General features: G+C 73.6%; 28 protein-coding genes and 1 pseudogene. 11 read left to right on the top strand and 18 right to left on the bottom strand.

Features of this window, described 5'->3' with window-relative positions; translation table 11 throughout:
* Position 1: 1 nt before the first annotated feature.
* From hisH to ACRAKH_RS26760, 4 genes are read right to left on the bottom strand one after another with little or no spacing between them, the layout of a single operon-like run.
* A complete protein-coding gene (hisH, locus tag ACRAKH_RS26745; protein WP_380722623.1) occupies positions 2 to 637 on the bottom strand; it encodes an imidazole glycerol phosphate synthase subunit HisH in 636 nt (211 codons plus the stop codon).
* 9 nt (positions 638 to 646) lie between these two features.
* Positions 647 to 1,123 (bottom strand): hypothetical protein, encoded by a 477-nt coding sequence (locus tag ACRAKH_RS26750; protein ID WP_380722621.1) that lies wholly within the window; start codon positions 1,121 to 1,123, stop codon positions 647 to 649.
* Between the two features lie 9 nt (positions 1,124 to 1,132).
* Entirely contained in the window at positions 1,133 to 2,029 is an 897-nt protein-coding gene (locus tag ACRAKH_RS26755; RefSeq protein ID WP_380722619.1) for a transketolase family protein, read from the bottom strand.
* Positions 2,029 to 2,721 carry a transketolase gene (locus ACRAKH_RS26760; RefSeq protein WP_380722617.1) on the bottom strand — a complete coding sequence of 231 codons (693 nt, stop codon included), beginning with the start codon at positions 2,719 to 2,721 and terminating at the stop codon, positions 2,029 to 2,031. The genes ACRAKH_RS26755 and ACRAKH_RS26760 overlap by 1 nt, the downstream gene beginning before the upstream one ends.
* Before the next feature lie 71 nt (positions 2,722 to 2,792).
* Here ACRAKH_RS26760 and soxR point away from each other — a divergent pair, with 71 nt between their 5' ends.
* Together soxR and ACRAKH_RS26770 are read left to right on the top strand one after the other, a co-directional pair.
* Positions 2,793 to 3,236, top strand: a complete 444-nt coding sequence (soxR, locus tag ACRAKH_RS26765) for a redox-sensitive transcriptional activator SoxR (RefSeq protein WP_380722672.1) — start codon at positions 2,793 to 2,795, stop codon at positions 3,234 to 3,236.
* A 121-nt stretch (positions 3,237 to 3,357) separates the two neighbouring features.
* Positions 3,358 to 3,873, top strand: coding sequence for an RNA 2'-phosphotransferase (locus ACRAKH_RS26770; RefSeq protein WP_380722615.1), 516 nt, complete (start codon positions 3,358 to 3,360; stop codon positions 3,871 to 3,873).
* On the opposite strand, the gene ACRAKH_RS26775 is transcribed toward ACRAKH_RS26770, so the two are convergent.
* The 5 genes from ACRAKH_RS26775 to hisD form a co-directional block, all read right to left on the bottom strand.
* Entirely contained in the window at positions 3,845 to 4,435 is a 591-nt protein-coding gene (locus tag ACRAKH_RS26775; protein ID WP_380722613.1) for a TetR/AcrR family transcriptional regulator, read from the bottom strand. The genes ACRAKH_RS26770 and ACRAKH_RS26775 overlap by 29 nt on opposite strands.
* 82 nt (positions 4,436 to 4,517) lie before the next feature.
* On the bottom strand, positions 4,518 to 4,673 hold the full coding sequence (locus ACRAKH_RS26780) for a hypothetical protein (RefSeq protein WP_380722611.1): 156 nt from the start codon (positions 4,671 to 4,673) through the stop codon (positions 4,518 to 4,520).
* A complete protein-coding gene (gene hisB, locus ACRAKH_RS26785) occupies positions 4,673 to 5,272 on the bottom strand; it encodes an imidazoleglycerol-phosphate dehydratase HisB (RefSeq protein ID WP_380722609.1) in 600 nt (199 codons plus the stop codon). The genes ACRAKH_RS26780 and hisB overlap by 1 nt, the downstream gene beginning before the upstream one ends.
* Positions 5,269 to 6,399 carry a histidinol-phosphate transaminase gene (locus ACRAKH_RS26790; RefSeq protein ID WP_380722607.1) on the bottom strand — a complete coding sequence of 377 codons (1,131 nt, stop codon included), beginning with the start codon at positions 6,397 to 6,399 and terminating at the stop codon, positions 5,269 to 5,271. Before ACRAKH_RS26790 ends, hisB begins: the two co-directional genes overlap by 4 nt.
* The gene (gene hisD, locus ACRAKH_RS26795; protein WP_380722605.1) at positions 6,396 to 7,712 is read right to left on the bottom strand and encodes a histidinol dehydrogenase; all 1,317 of its coding nucleotides are present in this window, start codon (positions 7,710 to 7,712) and stop codon (positions 6,396 to 6,398) included. The genes ACRAKH_RS26790 and hisD overlap by 4 nt, the downstream gene beginning before the upstream one ends.
* 170 nt (positions 7,713 to 7,882) lie before the next feature.
* On the opposite strand from hisD, the gene ACRAKH_RS26800 reads away from it, so the two are divergent.
* Positions 7,883 to 9,196 (top strand): M14 family metallopeptidase, encoded by a 1,314-nt coding sequence (locus ACRAKH_RS26800; RefSeq protein ID WP_380722603.1) that lies wholly within the window; start codon positions 7,883 to 7,885, stop codon positions 9,194 to 9,196.
* Here ACRAKH_RS26800 and ACRAKH_RS26805 read toward each other — a convergent pair.
* Positions 9,177 to 10,322: an aminotransferase class V-fold PLP-dependent enzyme gene (locus ACRAKH_RS26805; protein ID WP_380722601.1), complete on the bottom strand. Its 1,146-nt coding sequence runs from the start codon at positions 10,320 to 10,322 to the stop codon at positions 9,177 to 9,179. The two genes, ACRAKH_RS26800 and ACRAKH_RS26805, sit on opposite strands and share 20 nt — an antisense overlap.
* Positions 10,323 to 10,423: 101 nt before the next feature.
* Here ACRAKH_RS26805 and ACRAKH_RS26810 point away from each other — a divergent pair, with 101 nt between their 5' ends.
* A complete protein-coding gene (locus tag ACRAKH_RS26810; RefSeq protein WP_380722599.1) occupies positions 10,424 to 11,194 on the top strand; it encodes a hypothetical protein in 771 nt (256 codons plus the stop codon).
* An 18-nt stretch (positions 11,195 to 11,212) separates the two neighbouring features.
* Here ACRAKH_RS26810 and ACRAKH_RS26815 read toward each other — a convergent pair whose 3' ends face one another.
* Entirely contained in the window at positions 11,213 to 12,757 is a 1,545-nt protein-coding gene (locus tag ACRAKH_RS26815; RefSeq protein WP_380722597.1) for an ABC transporter substrate-binding protein, read from the bottom strand.
* Positions 12,758 to 12,786: 29 nt separating this feature from the next.
* On the opposite strand from ACRAKH_RS26815, the gene ACRAKH_RS26820 reads away from it, so the two are divergent.
* Positions 12,787 to 13,566: a carbon-nitrogen hydrolase family protein gene (locus ACRAKH_RS26820; RefSeq protein ID WP_380722595.1), complete on the top strand. Its 780-nt coding sequence runs from the start codon at positions 12,787 to 12,789 to the stop codon at positions 13,564 to 13,566.
* A gap of 117 nt (positions 13,567 to 13,683) precedes the next feature.
* Entirely contained in the window at positions 13,684 to 14,679 is a 996-nt protein-coding gene (locus ACRAKH_RS26825) for a DUF2382 domain-containing protein (protein ID WP_447009366.1), read from the top strand.
* A 49-nt stretch (positions 14,680 to 14,728) separates the two neighbouring features.
* On the opposite strand, the gene nadC is transcribed toward ACRAKH_RS26825, so the two are convergent.
* From nadC to nadA, 3 genes are read right to left on the bottom strand one after another with little or no spacing between them, the layout of a single operon-like run.
* Entirely contained in the window at positions 14,729 to 15,598 is an 870-nt protein-coding gene (gene nadC / locus ACRAKH_RS26830) for a carboxylating nicotinate-nucleotide diphosphorylase (RefSeq protein WP_380730441.1), read from the bottom strand.
* Positions 15,595 to 17,223: an L-aspartate oxidase gene (locus ACRAKH_RS26835; RefSeq protein WP_447009367.1), complete on the bottom strand. Its 1,629-nt coding sequence runs from the start codon at positions 17,221 to 17,223 to the stop codon at positions 15,595 to 15,597. Before ACRAKH_RS26835 ends, nadC begins: the two co-directional genes overlap by 4 nt.
* On the bottom strand, positions 17,220 to 18,239 hold the full coding sequence (gene nadA / locus ACRAKH_RS26840) for a quinolinate synthase NadA (RefSeq protein ID WP_380725217.1): 1,020 nt from the start codon (positions 18,237 to 18,239) through the stop codon (positions 17,220 to 17,222). Before nadA ends, ACRAKH_RS26835 begins: the two co-directional genes overlap by 4 nt.
* 64 nt (positions 18,240 to 18,303) lie before the next feature.
* On the opposite strand from nadA, the gene ACRAKH_RS26845 reads away from it, so the two are divergent.
* From ACRAKH_RS26845 to ACRAKH_RS26865, 5 genes and pseudogenes are all read left to right on the top strand, one after another.
* A complete protein-coding gene (locus ACRAKH_RS26845; protein ID WP_380725215.1) occupies positions 18,304 to 18,993 on the top strand; it encodes an NUDIX hydrolase in 690 nt (229 codons plus the stop codon).
* Positions 18,990 to 19,670: an LON peptidase substrate-binding domain-containing protein gene (locus tag ACRAKH_RS26850; protein ID WP_380725213.1), complete on the top strand. Its 681-nt coding sequence runs from the start codon at positions 18,990 to 18,992 to the stop codon at positions 19,668 to 19,670. Before ACRAKH_RS26845 ends, ACRAKH_RS26850 begins: the two co-directional genes overlap by 4 nt.
* Before the next feature lie 74 nt (positions 19,671 to 19,744).
* The gene (aroD, locus tag ACRAKH_RS26855) at positions 19,745 to 20,479 is read left to right on the top strand and encodes a type I 3-dehydroquinate dehydratase (RefSeq protein WP_380725211.1); all 735 of its coding nucleotides are present in this window, start codon (positions 19,745 to 19,747) and stop codon (positions 20,477 to 20,479) included.
* A 205-nt stretch (positions 20,480 to 20,684) separates the two neighbouring features.
* The gene (locus tag ACRAKH_RS26860) at positions 20,685 to 21,941 is read left to right on the top strand and encodes an MFS transporter (RefSeq protein WP_380725209.1); all 1,257 of its coding nucleotides are present in this window, start codon (positions 20,685 to 20,687) and stop codon (positions 21,939 to 21,941) included.
* Positions 21,942 to 21,943: 2 nt separating this feature from the next.
* Positions 21,944 to 22,696: pseudogene (locus ACRAKH_RS26865) on the top strand (putative hydro-lyase).
* 11 nt (positions 22,697 to 22,707) lie between these two features.
* Here ACRAKH_RS26865 and ACRAKH_RS26870 read toward each other — a convergent pair.
* From ACRAKH_RS26870 to bioD, 4 genes are all read right to left on the bottom strand, one after another.
* Positions 22,708 to 23,304, bottom strand: a complete 597-nt coding sequence (locus ACRAKH_RS26870) for a DUF2567 domain-containing protein (RefSeq protein WP_380725207.1) — start codon at positions 23,302 to 23,304, stop codon at positions 22,708 to 22,710.
* Positions 23,305 to 23,344: 40 nt separating this feature from the next.
* Positions 23,345 to 23,554: a biotin synthase auxiliary protein BsaP gene (gene bsaP / locus ACRAKH_RS26875; protein ID WP_380725205.1), complete on the bottom strand. Its 210-nt coding sequence runs from the start codon at positions 23,552 to 23,554 to the stop codon at positions 23,345 to 23,347.
* Positions 23,551 to 24,567 carry a biotin synthase BioB gene (gene bioB / locus ACRAKH_RS26880; protein ID WP_380725203.1) on the bottom strand — a complete coding sequence of 339 codons (1,017 nt, stop codon included), beginning with the start codon at positions 24,565 to 24,567 and terminating at the stop codon, positions 23,551 to 23,553. Before bioB ends, bsaP begins: the two co-directional genes overlap by 4 nt.
* Positions 24,568 to 24,693: 126 nt before the next feature.
* Positions 24,694 to 25,410 carry a dethiobiotin synthase gene (gene bioD, locus ACRAKH_RS26885; protein ID WP_380725201.1) on the bottom strand — a complete coding sequence of 239 codons (717 nt, stop codon included), beginning with the start codon at positions 25,408 to 25,410 and terminating at the stop codon, positions 24,694 to 24,696.
* Between the last annotated feature and the right edge of the window lie 54 nt (positions 25,411 to 25,464).

Raw genomic sequence — 25,464 nt, forward strand, 5'->3', positions numbered from 1 at the left:
GCTAGGCGAAGCTCTTCAGCCAGTTCTCCAGCAGGTGCGCGCCCGCGTCGCCGGACTTCTCCGGGTGGAACTGCGTCGCCCACAGCGGGCCGTTCTCGACGGCCGCGACGAACCGGTCGCCGCCGTGCTCGGACCACGTGACCAGCGGCGCGCGGAGGGCGTCGGACTGCTCCAGCTCCCACCTGCGCACGCCGTAGGAGTGCACGAAGTAGAAGCGGGTGTCGGGGTCGAGGCCGGCGAACAGCCCGCTGCCCTCGGGCGCCTGGACCGTGTTCCAGCCCATGTGCGGCACGATCGGGGCCTCCAGCCGCTCCACCGTGCCCGGCCACTCGCCGCAGCCCTCGGTGTCGACGCCGTGCTCGATGCCGTGCGCGAACAGGATCTGCATGCCGACGCAGATGCCGAGCACGGGGCGCCCGCCGGCGAGGCGCCGGCCGATGAGCAGGCCGCCCTTGACCGCGTTGAGGCCCTCCATGCACGCCGCGTACGCGCCGACGCCGGGGACGACCAGGCCGTCGGCGTCGAGCACCGCCCGATGGTCCGACGTCACCTCCACGTCGGCGCCGACGCGTTGGAGCGCGCGCTCGGCGGAGCGGAGGTTGCCTGATCCGTAGTCCAGTACGACGACTCGTGCCACGTCACCAGGCTATGCCAACGGCGAGCCGCCCTGGATGACCGGTACCACCGGCAGCACGGTGTTGATCGGCAGACCGGCCTTGGTCGGCAGGGCGGTCACCCACGTGTCGGCGCGGCCCTCGTCCACCAGCGCCCGGACCTCGGCGACGTCGTCGGGCAGCTCGACGGCCAGGGGGCGGGCGTCGAGCCGCCACCAGCGCAGCAGGCCGACCAGCCGGCGGGCGGGGCCGGTCGACCCGGCGCGGTCACCGTCGGTCCACACCTCGGCGCCGGGGCCCCAGCGCAGCAGCAGGGCCGCCGTGCCGGTGTCGCGGACCTGCTCGGCGAGCCGTGCGGCGGCCGGGAACCCGATCTGCCTGCGCGGCAGCAGCACCGTCCCGGACGGCACCGGGACCAGGGCGGCCGGGCCCGCGGCCGCGCGGTGCAGGTTCAGCTGCAACTCGGCGGTCGGCGCGGGTGTCCAGATCAGGGTTCTCGGCACGCTCACAGGCAGAGATCATGCCGCAGCCGCCGGGTGGCCGAACATCCGACGCACGGCCGCGGTGATGCCGAGCACGTCGAGGTCGTGCGCGGAATCGTGGTCCTCGGCGGTGCCGTAGGCGCGGAGCTCGAAGTCGCGCCGCACACCGAGAGACCGCAGCCGGTGCGGCACGTCGGCCAGCGCCTCGGCGGCGAGGTGCGTGGACGTGCCCTCCAGGTAGGGCTCGACCAGCAGCACGTCGGCGTGGTCGGCCCGGTCCACCGCCGCCTGGAGGCCCGCCGCGTCGAACGGCCGGACGGTGGTCGCGTAGAGCACGGTCACGTCCGCGTCCCGGGTGGCCTCCAGCACCTTGTCCAGCATCGGCCCGACGGCCACCACGACGCCCCGCCGGCCGCGCCGCACCTCGGTGAACCCCTCGACCACCGGGTGCGGCGACTCGTTCTCCCGCAGGGACAGGCGAATGTAGATCCGGTCGTCGCGCTCCAGAGCGTCGCGGACGATCGGCCCGACCTCGTCCGGGTGGCCGGGGACCCGGACCGTCCAGCCGGGGAGGGTGTCGAACAGCGTCACGTCGCCGGGAGCCTGGTGCGTGCGGCCCCACACGGGGTCGTCGTAGGAGCCGCCGATGCTGACGAGCACGCCGCCGACGTCCTGGTGGCCGAAGTCCAGCTTGATCTGCTCGAACGGCCGTTCGACCAGGAACGGCGCGTAGGTGTGCACGACCGGCCGCATCCCGGTCAACGCGAGGCCGCTGCCCACGCCCACCAACGCCTGTTCGCGGATGCCCACGTTGATCAGGCGTTCTTGCGGGGTGAACACGTCCCGCGAGATCTCGGCGATCACGACCGCGACCCGCGGGTCGTGCCGCATCACGTCCTCCACGGTGTCCACGAACACCTGTCGCATCGACATCACCACTCCCCCTTCCGGATCTTCGCCACCACGGCCAGCGGGCGGCCGGTGTGGTCCTGCGTGAACGCCGCGTGCAAGGCGTCGTGGTCACAACCGTCCACTGTGGACGCCCGCCAGCCCTCGACCTCGAACCGCTTCGCCACCCCACCGGGCCAGCCGTGCGTGCCGGACTCGTTGTCCACCACCACCGTGACGAGGCGGTCCAGGCCGAGCCGTCCGGCCAGCGCGATCGCCTCGTGGTTGCTGCCCTCGTCCAGCTCCGCGTCCCCGACCAGCACGAACGTCCGCGCGGTGCGACCTTGGAGACGCAGCCCGAGGGCGGTGCCGACGGCGATCGGCAGACCGTGCCCCAGCGAGCCGCTGCTGATCTCCACGCCCTTGACGAGGACGCGGTCGGGGTGCTGCCCGAGCGGGGAGTCCCACGCGGTCCAGTTGTCCAATGTGGACGGATCGAGGTAGCCCTTCGCGGCCAGCACGGCGTAGTACGCCATCGGCCCGTGCCCCTTGGACAGCAGGAACCGGTCGCGGTCCGGGTCGTCCACCCGGTCCGGTGACACGTCCAGCACCCGGTCGTAGAGCACCCACAGCACGTCGAGCGTGGACGCCGCGGCCCACTCGTGCTTCTCGTCCCCCGTCATCCGCCGGAACAACGCGGGGATGTCCGCGAGTCCCAGCCCTCCCTTGACTGCCATGAACCCACTCAACAACCTCGACCTATGTGGAGGTCAACCCATAGGATGCGCACGTGAGCAAGTTGCCCGAGATGTTGACCATCGGTCAGGTGGCCGAGCGCAGCGGTGTGCCGCACACCGCGCTGAGGTTCTACGAGGAACGGGGGCTGATCGCGTCGGAGCGGACGGCGGGCAACCAGCGCCGGTACCCCCGGCACGTGCTGCGCCGGCTGGCGTTCATCCGCACCGCGCAGCGGGTCGGCCTGTCGCTGGAGGACGTGCACGCCGCGCTGGCCACGCTGCCCGACAACCGCACGCCCACCAAGTCGGACTGGAGCAGGCTGTCCGCGTCCTGGCAGGTCGAGCTGGACGCCCGGATCGACGCGCTGCGCCGGCTGCGGGACCGGCTGACGTCGTGCATCGGGTGTGGCTGCCTGTCGCTGCGGAGCTGCTTCCTGCACAACTTCGACGACGAGCAGGCCGCCGACGGTCCCGGCGCGCCGAAGCTCAAGCCCGCCGTCGAGGGCGGCACGTGAAGCCGCACGGGAAGTGTCGCGGAAGTTGGCGCGGGACGTGGCGCGGGACGTGGCGCGGGACGTGGCGCGGGAAACCCGCTTGCGCCCCCGTGCTGCACTGGGAGCCGTGCAAGAGAAGGACATGATCCGCTTGTCGAAGCGGATGTCTAAACACCTCCGCCACGCGCCGGGGGAGGTCGGGCTGACCCTCGACCCGGCGGGGTGGGTGGAGCTGGACGAGTTCGCCCGCGCCCTGCGGGTGACGACGGACCAGGTGCTGGAGGTCGTCGCGGCCAACGACAAGCAGCGGTTCGCCGTCGTGGACGGGCGCATCCGGGCCAGCCAGGGCCACACCGTGGACGTCGCGCTGGACCTGCCGGTCGCCGAGCCGCCGCCGGTGCTGTTCCACGGGACCGTGGCCCGGTTCCTGCCGGACATCCTGCGGGACGGGCTGCGGCCCATGCGGCGGCACGACGTGCACCTGTCCGCGACCGTCGAGACGGCCGTCCGCGTGGGGGCGCGCCGGGGGAAGCCGGTGGTGCTGGAGGTCGACGCCGCGGCGATGTCCGCCGCCGGCCACGAGTTCCGGCTCAGCGCGAACGGCGTGTGGCTGACCGCCGCCGTGCCGCCTAACCACCTGCGAGAACACGCCGGGTGAGCCAGTCGAGGCCCGCCACGACCTCGTCCGGCCCGAGTCCTCGCACGTGCCGCTGGTACTGGTAGACCTCCGGGGCCAGGGGCGCCATCAGGGCGTCCACGACGGCCGCCGGCGCGCCGTCCACCAGCGACGCCACGTGCCGTCTCCAGAAGCCGTAGGCGCCGGCCCGGAACCGCGCCCGGCCCGTGTCCGCGCCCAGCACCAGGTGCAGGTGCCGTTCCAGCAGGCCGACCATCGTCCGGTAGAACGCCGCCAGCCGCTCGTCCGGCGGCGCCCCCGGACCCAGCGGCGGCGGACCGCTGAGGATGCGCTCCTGGATCTCGTACTCGTGCTCGTCCAGCAGGGCCTGCGCGATCGACGTCGTGTCCGGGTAGCGCCGGTAGAGCGTCGCGCGGCCCACCCCGGCGGCGCGGGCGATGTCCTCCATCGTCACGCCCACCGCCCCGCCCGCGGCCGCGAACACCTCTTCGGCGGCGGCGAGCACGCGGGCCCGGTTGCGGGCGGCGTCGGCCCGTTCCCGGGGACGACCGGCGGCGATGGTGGCCTCACCCGGTGACGACATGTGACCAACCATACGCAGACAGCCAAGCCCGCCGGTCCCGAACGGCTCAGGTCGTGTCCGTTCGGGTGGCGGGCGGGCCGGCTCAGAGGAGCCAGGCGACGGCGGCGGCCACGGCGGCCAGGGTGAGCACGATCAGGACCACCGCCAGACCGCGCGCGGTCTTCCACGTGCTGTAGACGCCGCCGCCGAGGAAACCGGCCAGCGCGAGCAGGCCGATGACCACGTACTCCTTCGGCATCAGAGGACGCCCTTGGTGGAGGGCACGCCCCCCACGCGCGGGTCGGGCTCGACGGCCGCGCGCAACGCCCGCGCGACCGCCTTGAACTCGGCCTCGGTGATGTGGTGCGGGTCGCGCCCGTACTCGACCCGCACGTGCAGCGCGATGCCCGCGTGGAACGCGAGCGAGTCGAACACGTGCCGGTTCAGCACGAACGGGTAGTTCCCGCCGATGGTGAAGGCGTTGAACTGCTCCGGCTCTCCCACGTGCACGCAGTAGGGCCGCCCGGACACGTCCACCGCCGCGTGCGCCAGCGTCTCGTCCATCGGGATCCACGCGTCGCCGAACCGGCGGATGCCCGCCTTGTCGCCCAACGCCTCCCGCAGCGCCTGGCCGAGCACGATCGCGACGTCCTCCACGGTGTGGTGGGCGTCGATCTCCACGTCACCCGTGGCGCGCACGACCAGGTCGAACGACCCGTGCACGCCCAGCGCGGTGAGCATGTGGTCGTAGAACGGCACACCCGTGCCGATCTCGACCTTGCCGGTGCCGTCGAGGTCGATCTCGACGTACACCGACGATTCCCTGGTGGTGCGCTCCACCTTGCCGACCCGGCTCACCGGTCAACCTCCTTGCTCGCCGCGAGGAACGCGTCGTTCTCCTCCGGAGTACCGACCGTCACCCGCAGATGTCCGGCGATGCCGACGTCCCTGATCAGCACACCGCGTTCCAGGTAGGACCGCCACGTGGCGCGCGCGTCCTCGAACCAGCCGAACAGCACGAAGTTCGCGTCGCTCGGCACGACGGAGAAGCCCAGGCCCGCGAGCGAGTCGGCCACCCGGTCGCGTTCGGCGGCCAGCCTGGCCACCGAGCCGAGCGTCTCGGACGCGTGCCGCAGCGACGCCCGCGCCGCGGCCTGGGTCAGCGCCGACAGGTGGTACGGCAGCCGCACCAGCTGCAGCGCGTCGACCACGGCGGGCGCGGCGGCGAGGTAGCCGAGCCGGCCGCCCGCGAACGCGAACGCCTTGCTCATGGTCCGGCTGACGATCAGCTTGTCCGGGTGCTCGTCCAGCAGCACGACCGCGCTCTCCCGCGAGGAGAACTCCGCGTACGCCTCGTCCACCACGACGATGCCCGGCGCGGCCTCGATCAGCACGCGCAGGTCGGCCACCGGCAGGCTCTGCCCGGTCGGGTTGTTCGGGCTGGTCACGAACGTCACGTGGGGCGCGCGTGCGGCGATGGTCTCCGCCGCGCGGGCCACGTCCAGCGAGAAGTCGGCGCGGCGGGGCGTCGGCGCCCACTCGGTGCGGGTGCCGGCGGCGATGATCGGGTGCATGGAGTACGACGGCTCGAAGCCCAGCGCGACCCGGCCCGGTCCGCCGAACGCCTGGAGGATCTGCTGGAGCACCTCGTTCGACCCGTTGGCCGCCCACAGGTTCGCCGAGGTCAGCGGCACGCCGGTGGCGGACGCCAGGTAGGCGGCCAGGTCCTCGCGCAGCGCCACCGCGTCCCGGTCCGGGTAGCGGTGCAGCTCGCCCGCGATGGCGGCCACCTCGCGCACCACGTCCTCGACCAGGGCCGGGGTGGGCGGGTACGGGTTCTCGTTGGTGTTCAGCCGCACGGGCACGTCGAGCTGCGGCGCGCCGTACGGGGTGCGCCCGCGCAGGTCCTCGCGCAGCGGGAGGTCGCCCAGCTCCACGCGCGCGCCGACCGCGCCACCGGGGCGGGTGGTGTCGGAGGGGGTCATCCGCCGAACCTCGCCGTCACGGCCTCGCCGTGCGCGGGCAGGTCCTCGGCGTTCGCCAGCGCCACGACGTGCGGCGCGACGTCGCGCAACGCGTCCTCGCTGTAGTCGATGACGTGGATGCCGCGCAGGAACGTCTGCACCGACAGCCCGGACGAGTGCCGCGCGCAGCCGGCCGTGGGCAGCACGTGGTTGGAGCCCGCGCAGTAGTCGCCGAGCGACACCGGCGAGTGCGGGCCGACGAAGATCGCGCCGGCGGCGCGCACGCGGGCGGCGACCTCGCGGGCCGACGCGGTCTGGATCTCCAGGTGCTCGGCGGCGTACACGTCCACCACCCGCAGCCCGTCGTCCACGTTGGACACGAGCACGGTGCCGGACTGCCTGCCCCGCAACGCCGTCCGCACCCGGTCGCTGTGCTTGGTCGCGTTAACCCGGCGGTCCAGCTCCGCGTCGACGGCGTCGGCCAGCTCCTCGGACGTGGTGACCAGGACGCTCGCGGCGAGCGTGTCGTGCTCGGCCTGGCTGATCAGGTCGGCGGCCACGTGCGCCGGGTCGGCGGTCTCGTCGGCGAGGATCGCGATCTCCGTCGGGCCGGCCTCGGAGTCGATGCCGATGAGGCCGCGCAGGAGGCGCTTGGCCGCGGTCAGGTAGATGTTGCCGGGACCGGTCACCAGGTCGACCGGGCCGAGCTGGGCGCCGTCGGTGTCCGTGCCGCCGTACGCGAGCAGGGCGACCGCGAGCGCGCCGCCGACGGCCCACACCTCGGTCACGCCGAGCAGGGCGGCGGCGGCCAGGATCGCCGGGTGCGGCAGGCCGTCGAACTCGGCCTGCGGCGGCGAGCACACCACCAGCGAATCGACGCCCGCGATCTGGGCCGGCACGACGTTCATGACCACGCTGGACGGGTAGACGGCGAGGCCGCCGGGCGCGTACAGGCCGACGCGGGACACCGGCACCCAGCGCTCGGTGACCGTGCCGCCGGGCACGACCTGGGTGGTCGTGTCGACCCGGCGCTGGTCGGCGTGCACCTTGCGGGCGCGGGCGATGGACTCCTCCAGCGCGGCGCGGACGGCCGGGTCCAGCTCGGACAGCGCGCGCTCCAGCTCGGACGCGGGCACGCGGATGGAGGCGGGCCGGACCTTGTCGAACTTCTCGCCGTGCTCCAGGACGGCCTCGACGCCGCGGTGGCGCACGTCCTCCACCAGGGGGCGGACCTGATGCAGCACCGCGTCCACGTCGACCTCGGCGCGCGGCAGCGCGGCACGCAGTTCGGCGGGTGACGGGACACGACCTCGCAGGTCGATGCGGCTGAGCATGCCTCCAAGGGTAAGCGGTCGCGAATTCCGTCAACTGTCAGCCCGGGCCCCGGCGGGGAACCCGACAAACGGGGGCTACCTCGATGCGTGACCGGCGGGCCACGCTGCGTGGGCACCTCTTCGGGGTGCGGCACTTCTCCGTCGCAATCCCTGCTGATGATGGAGGCTTGATGTTCACCAAGCGGCGCGGCCTCTTGGCCGCCGCGCTGGTCGCGAGCGTGACCCTGGTGCTCCCCGTGCACCCCGGGTCGGCTCAGCCGTCGACCGCGCAGAGCCCCGGGCGGGCCCTCTTCGAGGTCACCGCCACCACCCCCGAGGCCCGGACCGCGGTGGCCCGGACCGGGGTCGACGTGCTCGGCCAGGACGGCGACACGCTCACCGTGATCGCGGAAGCCCGCCAGCAGCGGGCGCTGCGCGCCACCGGCCTGCCCGTGCGGCACGCGGGCGACGCGGACGCCGAGCTGGCGGCCCTGGGCAAGGCGGACTTCGCCGACCCCGAGGTCGGAGCGCAGGACTTCCCGTCCGGCTACACCGGCTACCACAACTACGCGGAGATGGTCGCGGAGCTGAACCAGACGGTCAGCGACCACCCGAACCTCGTCACGCTGCGCAGCATCGGCAAGTCGTACCAGAACCGCGACCTGTGGATGATCAAGATCAGCGACAACCCGGCGGTCGACGAGGCCGAGCCCGAGGTGCTGTTCACCTGCAACCAGCACGCGCGGGAACACCTGACCGTGGAGATGTGCCTGCACATCATCAAGCGGTACACCGACAACTACGCGTCGAACTCGGCCGTCAAGGGCGCGGTCGACAGCCGGGAGATCTGGGTCATCCCCAGCGTCAACCCGGACGGCGCCGAGTACGACATCGCCACCGGCTCGTTCCGCGCGTGGCGGAAGAACCGGCAGCCGAACGCCACCGCGGTCGGCACCGACCCGAACCGCAACTGGGGCTACCAGTGGGGCTGCTGCGGCGGCTCCAGCGGCACGGGGTCGAGCGACACCTACCGCGGCCCGTCCGCGTTCTCCGCGCCGGAGACCGCCCGGATCCGCGACTTCGTCAACGGCCGCGTGGTCGGCGGTGTGCAGCAGATCAAGACGCACATCGACTGGCACACGTACTCGGAGCTGATCCTGTGGCCGTACGGCTACACGTACGCCGACACGGCCGCGGGCCTGGACGCCACCCAGGCGAACGTGTTCCAGACGATGGGCAGGCGAATGGCGTCGCTGAACGGCTACACGCCGCAGCAGGCCAGCGACCTGTACATCACGGACGGCAGCGTCGACGACTGGATGTGGGCCGCCCACAAGATCTGGAGCTACACGTTCGAGATGTACCCCAAGTCGGCGAGCGGCACCAGCGGCTTCTACCCGCGTGACACGGTGATCGCCGCGCAGACGTCGCGCAACGACACCGCGGTCCAGCTGTTCCTGGACTACTCGGACTGCGTGCCGCGCATCACCGGGCGGACCTGCTGACGGCCGCCACGGCCTCGACCGCCTGATCCACCTGCGCGGGCTCGACGAAGTAATGCGGTGACGCCCTCACCACCTCGTCGAGCCCGCGCCGGGTCATGTCCAGCAGCGCGGACGACGCGCCGCTCACGGTCACCGTGACGCCCGCGGCGGCCAGCCGGTCCCGCACGTCGGCCGGCGCGACCCCGTCCACGGTGAACGTGACCAGGCCCGCCTTGCGGAGGCCGGGGTCGCGCACCGTCACGCCGGGCAGCGCGTCGAGCCCGTCGCGCAGCCGCCCGGCCCGCTCGCCGACCTCGCGCTCGATCACGTCGATGCCCCTGGCCAGGGCGTACCGGGCGGCCGCGATGAGCCCCAGCCGGGCGGCGACGTTCGTCTCCCAGATCTCGTGCACGCGCGCGTCGTCGCGCAGCCGGATCTCGTCCGGCGCGACCCACTCGGCGCTGTGCAGGTCGATCAGCCGCGGCCGCATCCGCTCGGCCGCCGGGCGGCGCACCACGAGCACACCGGTGCCGCGCGGGCCGCGCAGCCACTTGCGGCCGGCGCCCGCGATCAGGTCGACGCCCAGCTCGTCCGCCCGCACGGGCATCTGCCCGATCGACTGGCACGCGTCCAGCAGCACCAGCGCGCCCACCTCGTGCGCCGCGGCGGCGACCTCGCGCGCCGGGTTCACCAGCCCGCTGTTCGTCGGCACGTGCACCAGCGACACGAGCTTCACCCGCTCGTCCAGCAGGTCCTTCAGCGCGTCGACGTCGATCTGCCCGAACTCGTCCGACGGCACCGCCTCGGCCGTGGCGCCGACCTCGCGGGCGCGGCGCAGGATCGGGATCGCCGTGCCCGCGTACTCGGCCTCGCTGAACAGCACCCGGTCGCCGGCGGCCAGCGGCACGGCGTCGAACGCGGTCAGCCACGCGCGGGTGGAGCTGTCGGTGAACGCGACCTCGTCCGGCGACGCGCCCAGCAGCTCGGCGAACACCCCGTACCCGGCCTCCAGGTCGTCCTCCCGCTCCTGCGCGGCGACGTACCCGCCGACCTCCGCCTCGCGCCGGAGGTGGCCGACCACCTCGTCCAGCACCTCCGGCGGCGGCAGCGAGGAACCCGCCGAGTCGAGGAAGATGCGGTCGTTCATGGAGCCCCCTGGTGTCCGGGCCGGTCCGGCGTTTCCGAGTCGGCCGCGTCCCCTTTCGTGTACACCATGTCCGGGGGACACGGCGAGAGCGGGTCGAGGCGATGACCGAGGACGACGCCGGGCGGCGGCCGGGCGAGAACAAGCTCGACGCGCGGACCGTCGGCACGGCGATCATGGCGGGCCAGGTCGAGAACGTGCACGTCAACCCGGCCCGGCACGCCTACCTGTGGGCGTTGCTGGGCGCGGCGCTCGTGCTCCTCGGCGGCGTCACGTGGTGGGCGCTGCGCGATCCGGGCGTCGAGCGCGCGGCCGACGGCGCGCCGGCCGTCACGGACGCGGCGCGGACCACGACCGGCGAGGCGCCGACCACCGCCCCGGCCGAGCCGACCACCGCCTCCGTGCCGGCGGTCCAGCCGACGACCACGACGTCACGGCGTCCTTGGGCGACCGCGCCGCCGACCCTCCCGTCGCCGGCTCCCTTCCCCGTCCCCGGCCCGGCTCCCGTCGAGGTGTGGTGGGAGGGCTCGGTGACCGTGAAGGGCGACGGCGGGCCGCGCGGCGGCTACTTCTTCGACCACCCGGAGCCACGGGAAGGCTTCACCGTCGGGGACCTGGCGTTCGGCGACGCCACGTCGGTCATGGGCGACGAGGTCGCCAGGTGGACGTCCGCGGAGCCGCCGGAGCGGGCGGCGTGCGTCCGGCTCCAGGCCGGCACGACCTCCACCCGCGCGTCCGCCAAGGCCGGCACGACGTTCTGCTTCCGCACGCGCGGCGGCCGGGTCGGCTACGCGACGGTCACCGGCACGTCCCCGGCCGACCCGCTCGACCCGTCGATCTCGCTGCGGGTCCTCGTCTGGGACCTCCAGCGCTGACCCTCCGGGGCTCGGGGCCTACCGGGGCGTCCACTTCTCCAGGTTCCACCACGGGCCCCACGACAGCGCGCCGTGCGAGTGCGGGTCCACGACCTCCTCGTAGCCGTTCCAGTTCTCCCGCACCACGTACGTGTGCTGCACGGTGGCCAGCACCACCATGCCCGGAGCGGCCGCGTACGCCCGCTGGAACTGCTTGTAGGCCGCCGCGCGCTGCGCCGGGTCCAGCAGCGACCGCGCGGTGTCGAGGGCCGCGTCGACCTGCGGGTTCGAGTAGCCCCACGGGTTGCCGGTGTGCAGCGGCCGGTAGGTCATCAGGTCCGGGTCGAACGGGGTGCCGCCGCCGTGCAGCAGGGCGTCCACGCCGAGCCGGGGCGTGACCGCCTCCCAGCTCAGGCCCGCCAGCTGCACGTCGACGCCGACCGCCTTGGCGTCCGCGGCGAACGCGGTGGCCAGGTCGGCGCGCACCACGTCGCCGATCGGGTACATCAGGGTGAACCGGGCCGCCACGCCGTCGCGCACCCGCACGCCGTCCGTGCCGCGCACCCAGCCCGCCTGGTCGAGCAGCTGCTCGGCCCGCGGCTTCTCGTAGTCGAAGCCCGCGCCGGTGTCCACGAACTCGGGCAGCGTGTCCGGCACCGGCGTGCTCGCCGGCGTGCCCTTGCCGCCCAGCAGGCTGTCGACCATGCCCTTGCGGTTGACCGCGTGGTTCAACGCGGCGCGGATCGCCGGGTCACCGGTCACCGGACCGGTCGGCAGGGTCACCGCGCGCAGGTCGGCGCTGCGGTGCGTGATGACGCGCAGGCCGTTGGCCGAGCCGAACGACGCGGCCAGCCGGGGCGGCAGGACGGCGCCGTCGAACTCGCCCGCCTGCATCCGCTGGGCGCGCGTGTTGTCGTCGGGCACGAACACCACGGTCACCTTGCGGATCTTCGGCTCGCCGCCGAAGTAGGCGGTGTTCGCCTCCAGCACCATCCGGTCGCCCTTGTGCCACTCCACGAGCTTGTAGGGGCCGGTGCCGACCGGCTTCACGTCCCGCAGCGGGACGCCGAACGACTCGCTGGGCAGGATGCCGAGCACCAGCACGTGCGGGAACGCCGCCCACGGCTTCGCGAGCGCGAACCTGACCGTGCGCGCGTCCAGCTGCTCCACGCCGGTCAGCTCCGCGTACGCGTCGCGTTCCGCGGCGCCGGACGCCGGGTCGAGCAGCGCCCGGTACGTGGCCACCACGTCCTCCGGGCCGAACGCCGTGCCGTCGGTGAACCGGACGTCGTCGCGCAGCTCCACGGTCCAGCTGAGCCCGTCGGCGGCGGGTTCCGGCGCGTCGGCCGCCAGCCGGGGCCGCACGCTGCCGTCCGCCCGGTGCTCCACCAGGCCGTCGTAGAGCTTGGACACGCCGTCGCGGCCGTAGCCGAGCAGCGGGTTCAGCGTGGTGGGCTCGACCGGGTCGGCGAGCACGAGCGCGCTGCCGTCCGCAGTCCCCTCGGCGCTCGGTGTCGTGGTGCCGGTGCACCCCGCGGCGGCGAGGAGGGCCACGACGACGAGCGGGGGCAGGAGGGAGCGCACGAGTCCCGACACTACCTAGAGTGGGTGACATGCGTGTCGCCCTGTGCCAGATCGCCTCGTCCACCGACCCGGCGGCGAACCTCGACGCGGTGCGGGCGGGGACGGCGCGGGCCGCGGCGGGCGGTGCGCGCGTGGTCGTGTTCCCCGAGGCGACGATGTGCCGGTTCGGCGTGCCCCTCGGGCCGGTGGCGGAGCCGCTGGACGGGCCGTGGGCGGGCGCGGTGCGCGCCATCGCCGACGAGCACGGCGTCGTCGTCGTGGCGGGCATGTTCACGCCGGCGCCGGACGGCCGGGTCGCGAACACCCTGCTGGTCACCGGCGGCGGCCGGCACGTCGGCTACGACAAGATCCACCTGTTCGACGCGTTCGGCTTCACCGAGTCCCGCACGGTCGCGCCCGGCGCCGAGCCCGTGGCGGTCGAGGTCGACGGCGTCACGCTCGGCCTGGCCACGTGCTACGACGTGCGGTTCCCGGAGCTGTTCCGGGCGTTGGCCGACCGGGGCGCGACGGCGGTCGTGCTGTGCGCGTCGTGGGGCGCGGGACCGGGCAAGCGGGAGCAGTGGGAGCTGCTGGTGCGGGCCAGGGCGCTGGACTGCACGTCGTGGGTGCTGGCCTGCGGCCAGGCCGACCCCGGCGTCAACCACGGCGGCGCGCCGACCGGGATCGGGTTCAGCGCGGTCGTGTCGCCGCTGGGCGAGGTGGTCGAGCGGCTGGCGGGCGAGCCGGGGGCCATCCTGGCCGACATCGACACGGACAGTGTCGCGGCGGCGCGCCGGACGCTCCCCGTTCTGGCCAACCGTCGACTCTGAGTTTCTTTCAGGGGACGCGATTTCACACGTCCGGGTGGCAGCCGAATAGGTGGCCCTTGGAGCCGGGAAACCCTCTTTCGCACGTACGCACAACCACTCGTGAAAGGGGCCACGGCCATGATCAACCAGGCCGAAGTGGACCGCCTGTACGACTGCGAAGTGATCGACGAGCACGGTGAGCGGATCGGCTCGGTGAAACAGGTCTGGCTCGACGACCGCGACGGCCGGCCGCTGTGGGCCTCGGTGCACACCGGCCTGTTCGGTCTCAAGGAGTCGTTCGTGCCGATCCAGGACGCCACGCTGGGTGACGGCGTGATCACCGTGCCGGTGGACAAGCAGCAGGTGAAGGACGCACCCCGGCTCGACGTGTCCGACCAGCACATGTCCGACCGGCAGCAGGAAGAGCTGTACGAGTACTACGGGATGATCCCGTCCCACCGCAGCGGCGACCACGACCGCCTGCCGGGCGGCCGCGTCCGCGGCGACACGAACACGCCGATGCCCGGCGCGGGCCAGACGCGCGGCGGCACGGCGGCGGGCGCGGGCGGCATGGCCGGCGGGCTCGCGGGCGGCATGGCCGGCGAGACGCGCGGCGAGACCCGCACCGGCATGACCGGCCAGACCCGCGGGACCGGGCAGCCCGCGACGGACCAGGCCGCGACCGGGCAGGCCGCGACCGGGCAGGCCGCGACGGGGCAGGCCGACACCGGGCGGCGCGGCAAGCACGAGGCCCGCTCCGGGACCGGCGACTACGTCACGCGCTACGAGGAAGACCTCGACGTCGGCACCCGCGACGTGGAGGCCGGCAAGGTCCGGCTGGTCAAGCACGTGGTGACCGAGCAGAGGGACGTCACCGTGCCCGTGTCGCACGAGGAGGTCCGCGTGGTGCGCGAGCCGGCCGACGGCGAGCCGACCGGCCGGGCGTTCACCGAGGAGGAGACCGAGGTCACCCTGCACCGCCAGGAGCCGGTCGTCGAGAAGACGACCAGGCCGGTGGAGAAGGTCCGCATGGAGAAGGAGACCGTGACCGAGCAGCAGCACGTCCGCGGCGAGGTCCGCAAGGAACAGGTGGACGTGGAGCGCGACGACCGGACCAGGCGTCGCGACACCTGACCAGGACGTGCCCGCGCCTCATGCCCCGGGCGCGGGTGCGTCCCCCTGCCTAGCGCAGGTCCAGACCCAGGTCGAGCGCCGGGGCGGAGTGCGTGAGGCCTCCCACCGCCAGGTAGTCCACGCCCGTCTCGGCGTACGCCCTGGCCACGTCCAGGGTGAGCCCGCCCGACGCCTCCAGCCGCACGTCGGCCGACGCGACCCGCCGCACCGCCTCCGCGCAGTCGGCGACGGTGAAGTTGTCCAGCAGCACGAGTTCCGCGCCCTCGGCGACGGCCTCGTCCAGCTGGTCCAGCGAGTCGACCTCGACCTCGCACGCCAGGTGCGGCGCGTGGGCGCGCACGGCGGCCATCGCCGCGCGCACCGAACCCGCCGCCCGGACGTGGTTGTCCTTGATCAGCACGGCGTCGCCGAGGCCGAGACGGTGGTTCACGCCGCCGCCGCAGCGGACCGCGTACTTCTCCAGCAGCCGCAGGCCCGGCAGGGTCTTGCGGGAGTCCCGCACCGCCGCCTTCGTGCCGGCGACCTCGTCGACCCAGGCGGCGGTGAGCGTCGCCACGCCGGAGAGGTGGCACAGCAGGTTCAACGCGGTGCGCTCGGCGGTGAGCAGGCCGCGCACCGGTCCGCGCAGCACCAGCGCGGGCTCGCCGGGCACGGCCTTGTCGCCGTCGGACCGCCGGTCCAGCACTTCGACGTCCGTGACCCGCCGGAACACCTCCAGCGCCACCGGGATGCCCGCGAGCACGCCGGCCGCGCGGGGCGTCAGCTCGGCCACGGCCACCGCGTCGGCGGGCACGGTGGCCTCCGTCGTGGCGTCCGCGCCGTACCGCAGGTCCTCCTCCAGCGCCGTCGCGATCACCCGACGCGCGTCGTCCAGGTCGAGCCCGAACCGCGAGCCCGCCACCAGGTCTTCGTCGTTCATGCCACTCCCACCGCCACCACGGGATCGGCCAGCACCGGCTGGCCGGAGGGGTTGAGCCGGACCACCTGGCTGCGCTGCCAGCCCACGTCGTCCCGCTCGGTGAAGTCCGTGCGCACGTGGCAGCCGCGCGACTCCTCGCGCTCCGCCGCCGCCGCGATCAGGGCCCGCGCCGCCACGGTGAGCGCCGCGTCCTCCACCAGCTGCCTGGTGTCGAGCTTGCGGTCCACAGTGGACAGGTCGAGCACCGAGCCGACCACGGCCAGGCCCTCGGCGTCACGGCCGATGGCCGCGTACCGGGACATGACCCGCTGCAACGAGTCGCGGGCCGCGACCGGCGCCGTGGGCAGCTCCACCGGGCCGGCGTTCGCCGTCGAGCACCGGGCCAGCACGCCCAGCGCCAGGTCCGCCGCGACGGCCTCGGCCGCCCGGGCGCCCACCACCAGTCCTTCGAGGAGGCTGTTGGACGCCAGCCGGTTCGCGCCGTGCAGCCCGGTCCGGGCCACCTCGCCCGCCGCGTACAGGCCGGCCACGCCCGTTCGACCGTCCACGTCGGACACCACGCCGCCGCACGCGAAGTGCGCCGCCGGGGCCACCGGGATCGGCTCGTCCGCCGGGTCGACGCCCGCCGCCAGGCACGCCGCGTGCACGGTCGGGAACCGCCGCGCGAAGTCCGCGATGCCCGTCGCGTCGAGGAACACGTGGTCGTCCACGCCTCCGGGCGCGGCCGCCACGTGCCGGGTGATCGCCGCCGCCACGACGTCCCGCGGCGCCAGGTCCTCCAGCGGGTGCACGCCGCGCATGACCCGCGCGCCGGTCGCGTCGACCAGCACCGCGCCCTCGCCGCGCACGGCCTCCGTCACCAGCGGGCAGCGGCCACGCGCGCCGCGCCCCGTGTACAGGACGGTGGGGTGGAACTGGACGAACTCGACGTCCGCCGCCGCCGCGCCGGCCCGCAACGCCAGCGCCAGGCCGTCGCCGGTGGCCACCTCCGGGTTGGACGTGGCCTGGTAGAGCTGCCCGAGGCCGCCGCTGGCCAGCAGCACGGCGGGCGCGCCGATCACGCCCGGCACGCCGTTGCCGTCCAGCACCAGCAGGCCGCACACCTGGCCGAGCGGGGTGCGCACCGCGTCCACGGCGACGTGCCCCTCCAGCATCGGCACCCGCCCGTCGGACGACGCCGCCAGGAGCGCGCGCTCCACCTCCGCGCCGGTCGCGTCACCGCCCGCGTGCACCACGCGGAACGCGCTGTGCCCGCCCTCCCGCGTGCGGGCCAGCGCGCCGCCGGGCAGCGCGTCGAACACCGCGCCGCGCTCGCGCAGCCGGGCCACCGCCGCCGGACCGCCCGCGATGATCTCCCGCACGGCCAGTTCGTCGCACAGGCCCGCGCCGGCGACCAGCGTGTCGCGCACGTGCGCGTCGACCGAGTCGCCCTCGTCGTGCTCGCCCGGCAGCACGACGGCCACGCCGCCCTGCGCCCACCGGGTGTTGCCGTCCTCGCCCGCCGCCTTGGTGACCACCAGGACCCGCAGCCCCAGCTCACGCGCGCGCAGCGCCGCCGTCAGACCCGCGACCCCCGTGCCGACGACCACCAGGTCGGCACGGGCCTCCCACAGCGGGGTGCTCACTCGCCGCCGCCGGGCTTGCCGATCTCGATCATGCGCTGCACCGCGCCCCGGGCCCGCGCCGCGGTCTCCGGGTCGACGTGCACCTCGTCCTTGTTCTCGCGCAGCCCGCGCAGCAGGGCCGCCGGGGTGATCATCTTCATGTACCGGCACGACGCCCGGTCGTTCACGGCCCGGAAGTCGATCTCCGGCGCGGCCCGGCGCAGCTGGTGCAGCATGCCGATCTCGGTGGCGACCAGCACCGACTTCGCGCTGGTCTGCCGCGCGGCGGTGATCATGTCGCCGGTCGAGAGGATCCTCACCTTGTCCGCCGGGACGGTGCCCTCGCCCGCGAGGTAGAGCGCCGACGTGGCGCAGCCGCACTCGGGGTGGATGAACAGGTCGGCGTCCGGGTTCGCCGCCGCGCGCTCGGCCAGCTCGGGGCCGTTGATGCCCGCGTGGACGTGGCACTCGCCCGCCCAGATGTGCAGGTTCTCGCGGCCCGTCTCGCGCTTGACGTGCGCGCCGAGGAACTGGTCCGGCAGGAACAGCACCTCGCGGTCGGCCGGGATCGACGCGACCACGTCCACCGCGTTCGACGAGGTGCAGCAGATGTCGGTCTCCGCCTTCACCTCGGCGGTGGTGTTGACGTAGGAGACGACGACCGCGCCGGGGTGCTCGGCCTTCCACGCCCGCAGCTGGTCGCCGGTGATCGAGTCGGCGAGCGAGCAGCCCGCCCGCTCGTCCGGGATGAGCACGGTCTTGTGCGGCGCGAGGATCTTCGCGGTCTCGGCCATGAAGTGCACGCCGCAGAACACGATGGTGGACGCGTCGCTCGCGGCCGCGATGCGGCTGAGCGCCAGCGAGTCACCGGTGTGGTGCGCGATGTCCTGGATCTCGGGCAGCTGGTAGTTGTGCGCCAGGATGACCGCGTCCCGCTCGCGGGCCAGCTCCAGCACCTCGTCACGCCATGCGGCGTCCGGCGCGATGCCGTCGTAGGCGCCGTCCGAGGTTCGCTCCACGTAGGCGGTAGCGACCATGGGTTCCTCCCTTGAGCCAGGTTTTCGCCTAACGGTCGAAAACGTGGCCGATAGTATCAGCCGAGTGGGACTGGCGGGACATGAGGTGCTGGCCGCGGTGCTCCAGGTGAGAGCCGGATCACTCCAGGTCATGCTGTGGGAGCGCGGTCGGGAGCCGCACGCGCACCGCTGGTCACTGCCCGGTGGCGGGCTCGGCGACGACGAGGACGTCGAGGCGTCGATCCGCCGTCAGCTGGCCGAGAAGGTCGACGTGCGGCAGTTGTCACACGTCGAGCAGCTCGCCGTCTTCAGCAACCCGAAGCGCGTGCCGGGGCTCCGCGTCGTCGCCACCGCGTTCCTCGGCCTGGTGCCGTCCCACATCGACCCCGTCGTGCCGGCCGACACGGCGTGGCACCCCGTGGACGACCTGCCCGCGACCGCGTTCGACCACGAGGCGATCTGCCGCCGCGCCCGCAACCGGCTCGCGTCGAAGCTCTCGTACACCAACCTGGGGTTCGCGCTGGCGCCGCCGGAGTTCACCATCTCCGCGCTGCGCTCGCTGTACTCGGCGGCCCTGGGCTACAAGGTGTCGGCGACCAACCTGCAGCGCGTGCTGTCGCGGCGCGGGCTGCTGGAGCCGACCGGCGGCACCGTGCAGCCCGGACCGTCCGGCGGCAGGCCCGCGGCGCTGTTCCGGTTCGTGTCGGGCGAGATGCGGGTCACCGACCCGTTCGCCGTGCTGCGCCCGCCGTCCACCCGTAGCTTGGGCTCGTGACCGCGACGCTCCCCCTGTTCCCGCTGGGCACCGTGCTGCTGCCCGGGGCGTCCCTGCCGCTGCACGTCTTCGAGCCCCGGTACCGACAGCTCACCGTCGACCTGGTGACGGGCGCGGTGCCGGAGCGCACGTTCGGCGTCGTGTCGATCAAGCAGGGCTGGGAGGTCGGCGCGGAGAACGTCGAGGCGCTGTGCGACGTCGGCTGCACCGCCGTCCTGCAGGAGGCGCGGCGGCTGCCCGACGGGCGGTACGACCTGACCACCACCGGCGGCCGGCGGTTCCGGCTGCTCGACGTGGACGAGGACAGCGCGCCGTACCTGGTCGGCTCGGTGGAGTGGCTGCCGGACACCGCCGGGCCGCCGGAGGTCGAGGCCCTCCTGCCGCTGCTGGCGCGCAGCGCGCGGGCCGCCCACGGCCGGTACCGCGAGGCGGCGTTCCAGAGCGCCGGCCGCCGACCGCCCGCCGAGGACACCCCGCCGGCCGACCTGGCGTACGCGCTGGCGGGCGACTGCCTGCTGACGCTGGAGGACCGCCAGCGCCTGCTTGAGGAGACGTCGCCGGCCCGCCGGCTGCGGCTCGTCCGCGCCGTCCTGCACCGCGAGGCGGGCATCCTCGACGCGCTGAGCGCCGTGCCGGCGCCGCTGTCGGAACTGGGACACCTGCCCCACCGCAACTGACCGTCCGGTCACTAAGCTTCCCCGCGCACCGCCTCACGGGTACCGGGACGAGCCGCAAGGGACGGGACACGAGGATGAACGCCATTCGCGCGCTGCTGGACCGCGGTGTCCCCCTGGTCGCGGCCAGCTTCGACGACACCGACTGCGAGCGCGCGGCGAAGGCGGCGGTCGAGGCCGAGGTCGACGTGGCGGAGCTGCGGCTCGACCAGTTCTCCACCACCGACCCCGAGCACGTCCGGGAGCAGATCGGCGCCTTCCGCGACCTGCCCGTCCTGGCCACCGCGCGGTCCGCGCGGGAGGGCGGCGGGTGGACCGGGACGGACGAGGCACGCCTCGCCCTGTTCCGCGCGGTCGCGCCGCTGGTCGACGCGGTGGACGTCGAGCTGTCGTCCCGCGAGATCCTGGCCGACGTGGTCGCGGCCGCCCGGCGGCACGACGCCGTGGTGATCGTCTCGTTCCACGACTTCGACCGCACGCCGCCGATCGACCGGCTGCGCGCCACCGTCGCCGAGGCGAAGGCCGCGGGCGCCGACATCGTCAAGGTCTCCACGATGGCGACGTCGCGCGCCGACGTGAAGGCGCTGGCCACGTTGTTGACGGAGGCCGACGACGACACCGGGCTGATCGTCATCGCGATGGGCGAGATCGGCAGCGTCTCCCGGATCTTCTTCCCCGCGCTCGGCTCCCGGCTCACGTACTCGTTCGTGGACCACCGGCCGACGTCCGGGCAGCTCGGCTACGCCGAGACGTTCCGGCTCCTGCGCCGCTTCTACCCGGACTTCGACCAGCGGAAGACCGCCGAGCTGTAGCACCTCCCCCACCCCGCGCCGGCGCTCGTGACACCTGGGCGTCGGCCTTTCGCGCTGCCTCCGCCTTCCTTCACGGTGACTCACCGTGCGCGTCGACGTGCACACGGTGGAGTGTTGATTCGTCCTCTTGCCCTCTAGTGGGATTGTTCAACAATCCCCTACCGTGTGGTGCACGACACACCACCACGGCTGCGAGGTGATCCACATGAGCACCACGGACACGGGCACCAAAGACGGACCGTTCACCTGGTTCCACACGCTGGGCCGCAACGGCAAGCGCGCCTTCGTGGGCGCGTTCGGCGGGTTCGGCCTGGACGCCTACGACTACCAGGTCCTCCCCCTCGGGCTCTTCGCCATCACCGCCTACTTCGGCATCAGCAACGCCCAGGCGGGCCTGCTCAACACCGTCACGCTGGTCGTCTCGGCGCTCGGCGGCGCGATCGCGGGTGTCCTCGCGGACCGCGTCGGCCGCGTCCGCACCCTCATGATCACCGTCATCACCTACGCCGTGTTCACGGTCCTGTGCGGGTTCGCCACCAGCTACGAGACGCTGCTGGTCTTCCGCGCCCTCCAGGGCCTCGGCTTCGGCGGCGAGTGGGCGGCCGGCGCGATCCTCGTCGCCGAGTACTGCAAGCCGCGGTACCGGGGGCGCACGGTCGCGTTCATCCAGAGCTCGTGGGCCGTGGGCTGGGGCCTGAGCGTCGTCGTCTACACCCTCGTGTTCAGCTTCGTCCCGCAGGACTTCGCGTGGCGCGTGCTGTTCTGGACCGGCGCGATCCCCGCCATCCTGGTGTTCTACGTGCGCCGCAACGTCAAGGACGCGCCCCGGGCCGAGAAGTCGCTGCACACCAGCCCGCGCAAGGGCGACTTCAGGGCGGTCTTCCGCGGCCCGCTCGGCCGCACCACGCTGTTCGCGTCGCTGCTCGCCACCGGTGTGCAGGGCGGCTACTACACCCTGGCGGGCTGGGTGCCGACGTTCCTCCGGACCGAACGGGGCCTCAGCGTCGTCGGCACCGGCGGCTACCTGGCGCTGCTGATCAGCGGCGCGTTCGCCGGGTACGTCACCGGCGGCTACCTGACCGACCGGCTGGGCCGCAAGCGCACCTTCACCCTGTTCGCCGTGCTCAGCGCGATCCTCATCGTCCTGTTCACCCAGATACCGTCGGGGGCGAACTGGCTGATCCTGCTGGTCACGTTCCCGCTCGGGTTCACCACGTCCGCGATCTTCAGCGGCTTCGGCTCGTTCCTGGCCGAGCTGTACCCGACGGACCTGCGCGGCACCGGCCAGGGCTTCACCTACAACTTCGGCCGCGCGGTCGGGGCGTTGTTCCCGACCCTGGTGGGCTTCCTGGCGGCGGGCATGGGCGTCGGCGGCGCGATGGTCTTCGGCGCGGTCGCCTACGGCCTGGCCGTCGTGGCCCTCCTCGGCCTCCCCGAGACGAAGGGAGTGGAGCTGGCATGACCATGACACCGCACGAGGTGCGCGCCCGCCACGACGGCCCGACGACCGGGCTCGCGGACGGCTACGCGCAGGCCAACCTGATCGCCGTGCCCCGGGACTGGGCTTACGACGTGCTGCTGTTCACCCAGCGCAACCCCAAGCCGTGCCCCGTCCTGGACGTCACCGACGCCGGCAGCACCACCACCGTCCTCGCGGGCAACGCCGACCTGATGCGCGACGTGCCCCGCTACCGGGTCTGAGCGCACGGCGAGCTGGTGGCCGAACCCACCGACGCGTCCGAGCACTGGCGGGACGACCTGGTGGCGTTCCTCATCGGGTGCAGCTTCACGTTCGAGTCCGCGCTGAAGCGGGCGGGCGTCCCGCTGCGGCACGTCGAGCAGGGCCGCAACGTCCCGATGTACGTCACCGACCGCGAGTGCCGCCCGGCGGGACGCCTGCACGGCCCGCTGGTCGTGTCGATGCGGTACGTCCCGGCGGACCTGGTGGACACGGCGACGCGGGTCACCGCCCGCATGCCCGCCGTGCACGGCGCGCCGGTTCACGTGGGCGACCCGGCGGCGCTCGGCATCGACGACCCCGACCGGCCGGACTTCGGCGACCGCACCGAGCCGCGCGACGGCGACGTGCCGGTGTTCTGGGCGTGCGGCGTGACACCGCAGGCCGCCGTGATGGCGTCGAAGCCGCCGTTCGCGATCACCCACGCGCCGGGCCACATGTTCGTCACCGACGTGCCGGACACGGCGTACGTGCTCTGACCGGCAGCGCGCTAGCCGAGCCGCCGACCCAGGTCGTCCAACCCGTTCCACGCCGCCAGGCAGCCGTACGCCAGCGCCGTGCCCAAGGGCCACGCCAGCACGCCCCACCACGTCTCCAGCACCGGGGCCAGGGCGATCACGTCGCCCACCTCGGGCGCGGCGCCGACGGTGTACCGGCCGGCCGCCGAGCCGGTGCCGGTGAGCTGGCCGAGGTACGCGGCCACCCCGGCGCCGAGCGTGGCGCCCAGCATCACCACGGGCCCGCGCCGTTCCCGCAGCATCCACACCGCGATGCCGGTCACCAGGCCGGCGCCCAAGCCGATCAGCACGAACAACATCAGGCCGTCGAGCCGGTGGTAGCTCTCGCCGGTCACCGGGATCAGCGACCCGTCCTGCTGCACCACCACGTTCTGGGGCGGCGCGAGCCGCGCCCACAGCCACCCCGCGGGCAGCCCGAGCAGCGCGATCGCGGACAGCACGGAGAACGCGGGCAGCAGGTCGCGCTTCACCACGACCCGCGGCCGCCGCGCCACGTAGTAGTACTCGAACGCCGGCGCGGGTGGCACGCGAACGGGCGCCGCCCGCTCGTCCACCGGTTGCTCCGCCACCCGACGACCTCCCTGCACCCGTGACCAGATGCAGGGCAGGTTACCGCGCTGAGGTGATCTCGCCGTGACGGCTGCACGTGGCCGTCCACCCGGCCGGGGTCACCTGCACCACCATCCGCCGCGCGCACTCGCCGCAGAACCGCGGCGGGTCGATGACACCGAGCCGCGAGGCGCACGCCGAGTGGTCGGCCTCCGCGCGCGCCTTGCCGCAATACCCGCAGTACGTCACAGCACCCAGCCCACTCGTCACAGGGTCTTGCTCAGTTCCTTGATCGGCATGGACAGCTCGGTCAGCATGTCGAGGTCCTGCTGCGCCGGGCGGCCCAGGTTGGTCAGGTAGTTGCCGACGATGATCGCGTTGACGCCGCCGAGCATGCCCTGCTTCGCGCCGAGGTCGCCGAACGTCAGCTCGCGGCCGCCCGCGAAGCGCAGGATCGTGCGCGGCAGGGCGAGCCGGAACGCTCCCACGGCCCGCAGCGCGTCGGGGCCCTCCACGACGGGGTAGTTCTCGTACGGGGTGCCGGGGTTCGGGATGAGGAAGTTCAGCGGCACCTCGTCGGGCTCCAGCGCGGCCAGCTGCACGGCGAACTCGGCGCGCTGCGCCAGCGTCTCGCCCATGCCGATGATGCCGCCGCAGCAGACCTCCATGCCCGCCTCGCGGATCATCGTCAACGTCTCCCAGCGCTCTTCCCACGAGTGCGTGGTGACCACGTTGGGGAAGTGCGAGCGGGCCGTCTCCAGGTTGTGGTTGTAGCGGTGGACGCCCATGTCCACCAGCTCGTCCACCTGCTCCTGGGTGAGCATGCCGAGCGAGCACGCGATCTGGATGTCGTTGCCGTCCTCGCGGATGGCCTTGATGCCGTCGCGCACCTGCGACAGCAGCCGCTTGTCCGGCCCGCGCACGGCGGCGACGATGCAGAACTCCGTCGCGCCGGTCTCGGCGGTCTGCCGGGCCGCCTTCACCAGGCCGGGGATGTCCAGCCACGCCGAGCGCACCGGCGAGGGGAACTGCCCGGACTGGGAGCAGAAGTGGCAGTCCTCGGGGCAGCCGCCGGTCTTCAGCGACACGATGCCCTCGACCTCGACCTCCGGGCCGCACCAGCGCATGCGCACGGCGTGCGCCAGCTCCAGCAGGTCCGGGATGCGCTCGTCGGGCAGCTGGAGGACTTCGAGCACCTGCTCCTCGGACAGCCCGACACCCTGCTCCAGCACCTGCTCGCGGGCAACGCTGAGGACATCGACCTGTTCGGGGGCTGCGGTCACGACTTCTCCTCGATCGAGAACTCCGGCGGTGGTCCGCCGTGCAGTCTGCCGCACGGACCCCGGCGCGCCCCAGCGACGTGCGTCACTGGTTCGGTCGAGAAGTGCGGCGCCGGACGGACGGGCAGGTCAGCAGGTGTGCGGCGCGGCGAACTTCTCCGGGTCGAACGTGCCGCCGAACCACGGCGACAGGCCCTCGCGGGCCGTGTCCACGAACTCGGACCTGCCCAGCGACGCCGCGCCGTCGGGCAGCACGCCGAGCAGGGGCGCGCCCGCGGCCTCGGGCAGGTCCACCAGGTTGGTCCGGGTGGCGAGGTCCGGCACGGCGGGCCAGCGGCCCACCACCACGCCGGCGGACTCCAGCCCGCGGTGCAGCAAGGCCTCGGCGGTCAGCGCGGTCATGTTCAACGTGCCGAGGCCGGGGTGCGCGACGATCAGCACCGGCGCGTTGAGCGCCCAGGCCGCGTCGGCGATGGTGGACCCGGCGTCGTCGAACCGGACCAGCAGCCCGCCCGCGCCCTCGACCAGCACCAGGTCGTGCGTCTCGTCCAGCTCCGCGGCCGCCGCGGCGACCTCGCTGGGGTGCACGGTGGGCAGGCCGGAACGGCGCGCGGCCGTGGCCGGGGCCAGCGGTTCGGGGTATCGCCGCAGCTCACGGGTGGTCACGCGGCCCGCGAGGCGGGCCACCTCGGCGAGGTCGCCCGGTTCGCCGTCGGCGACGCCGGTCTGCGCGGGCTTGAGCACGGCGACCCGCCGGCCGTCGGCGACGGCCAGGGCCGCCAGGGCGGCGACGACCACCGTCTTGCCGACCTCGGTGCCCGTGCCGGTGATGACGAGGACGCTCACGGGCGCAGAGCCTAGGCGCACACGTAGAGTCGCGGCCGGCCGCGTTCTACAGTC

The organism is Saccharothrix hoggarensis, assembly GCF_052936025.1.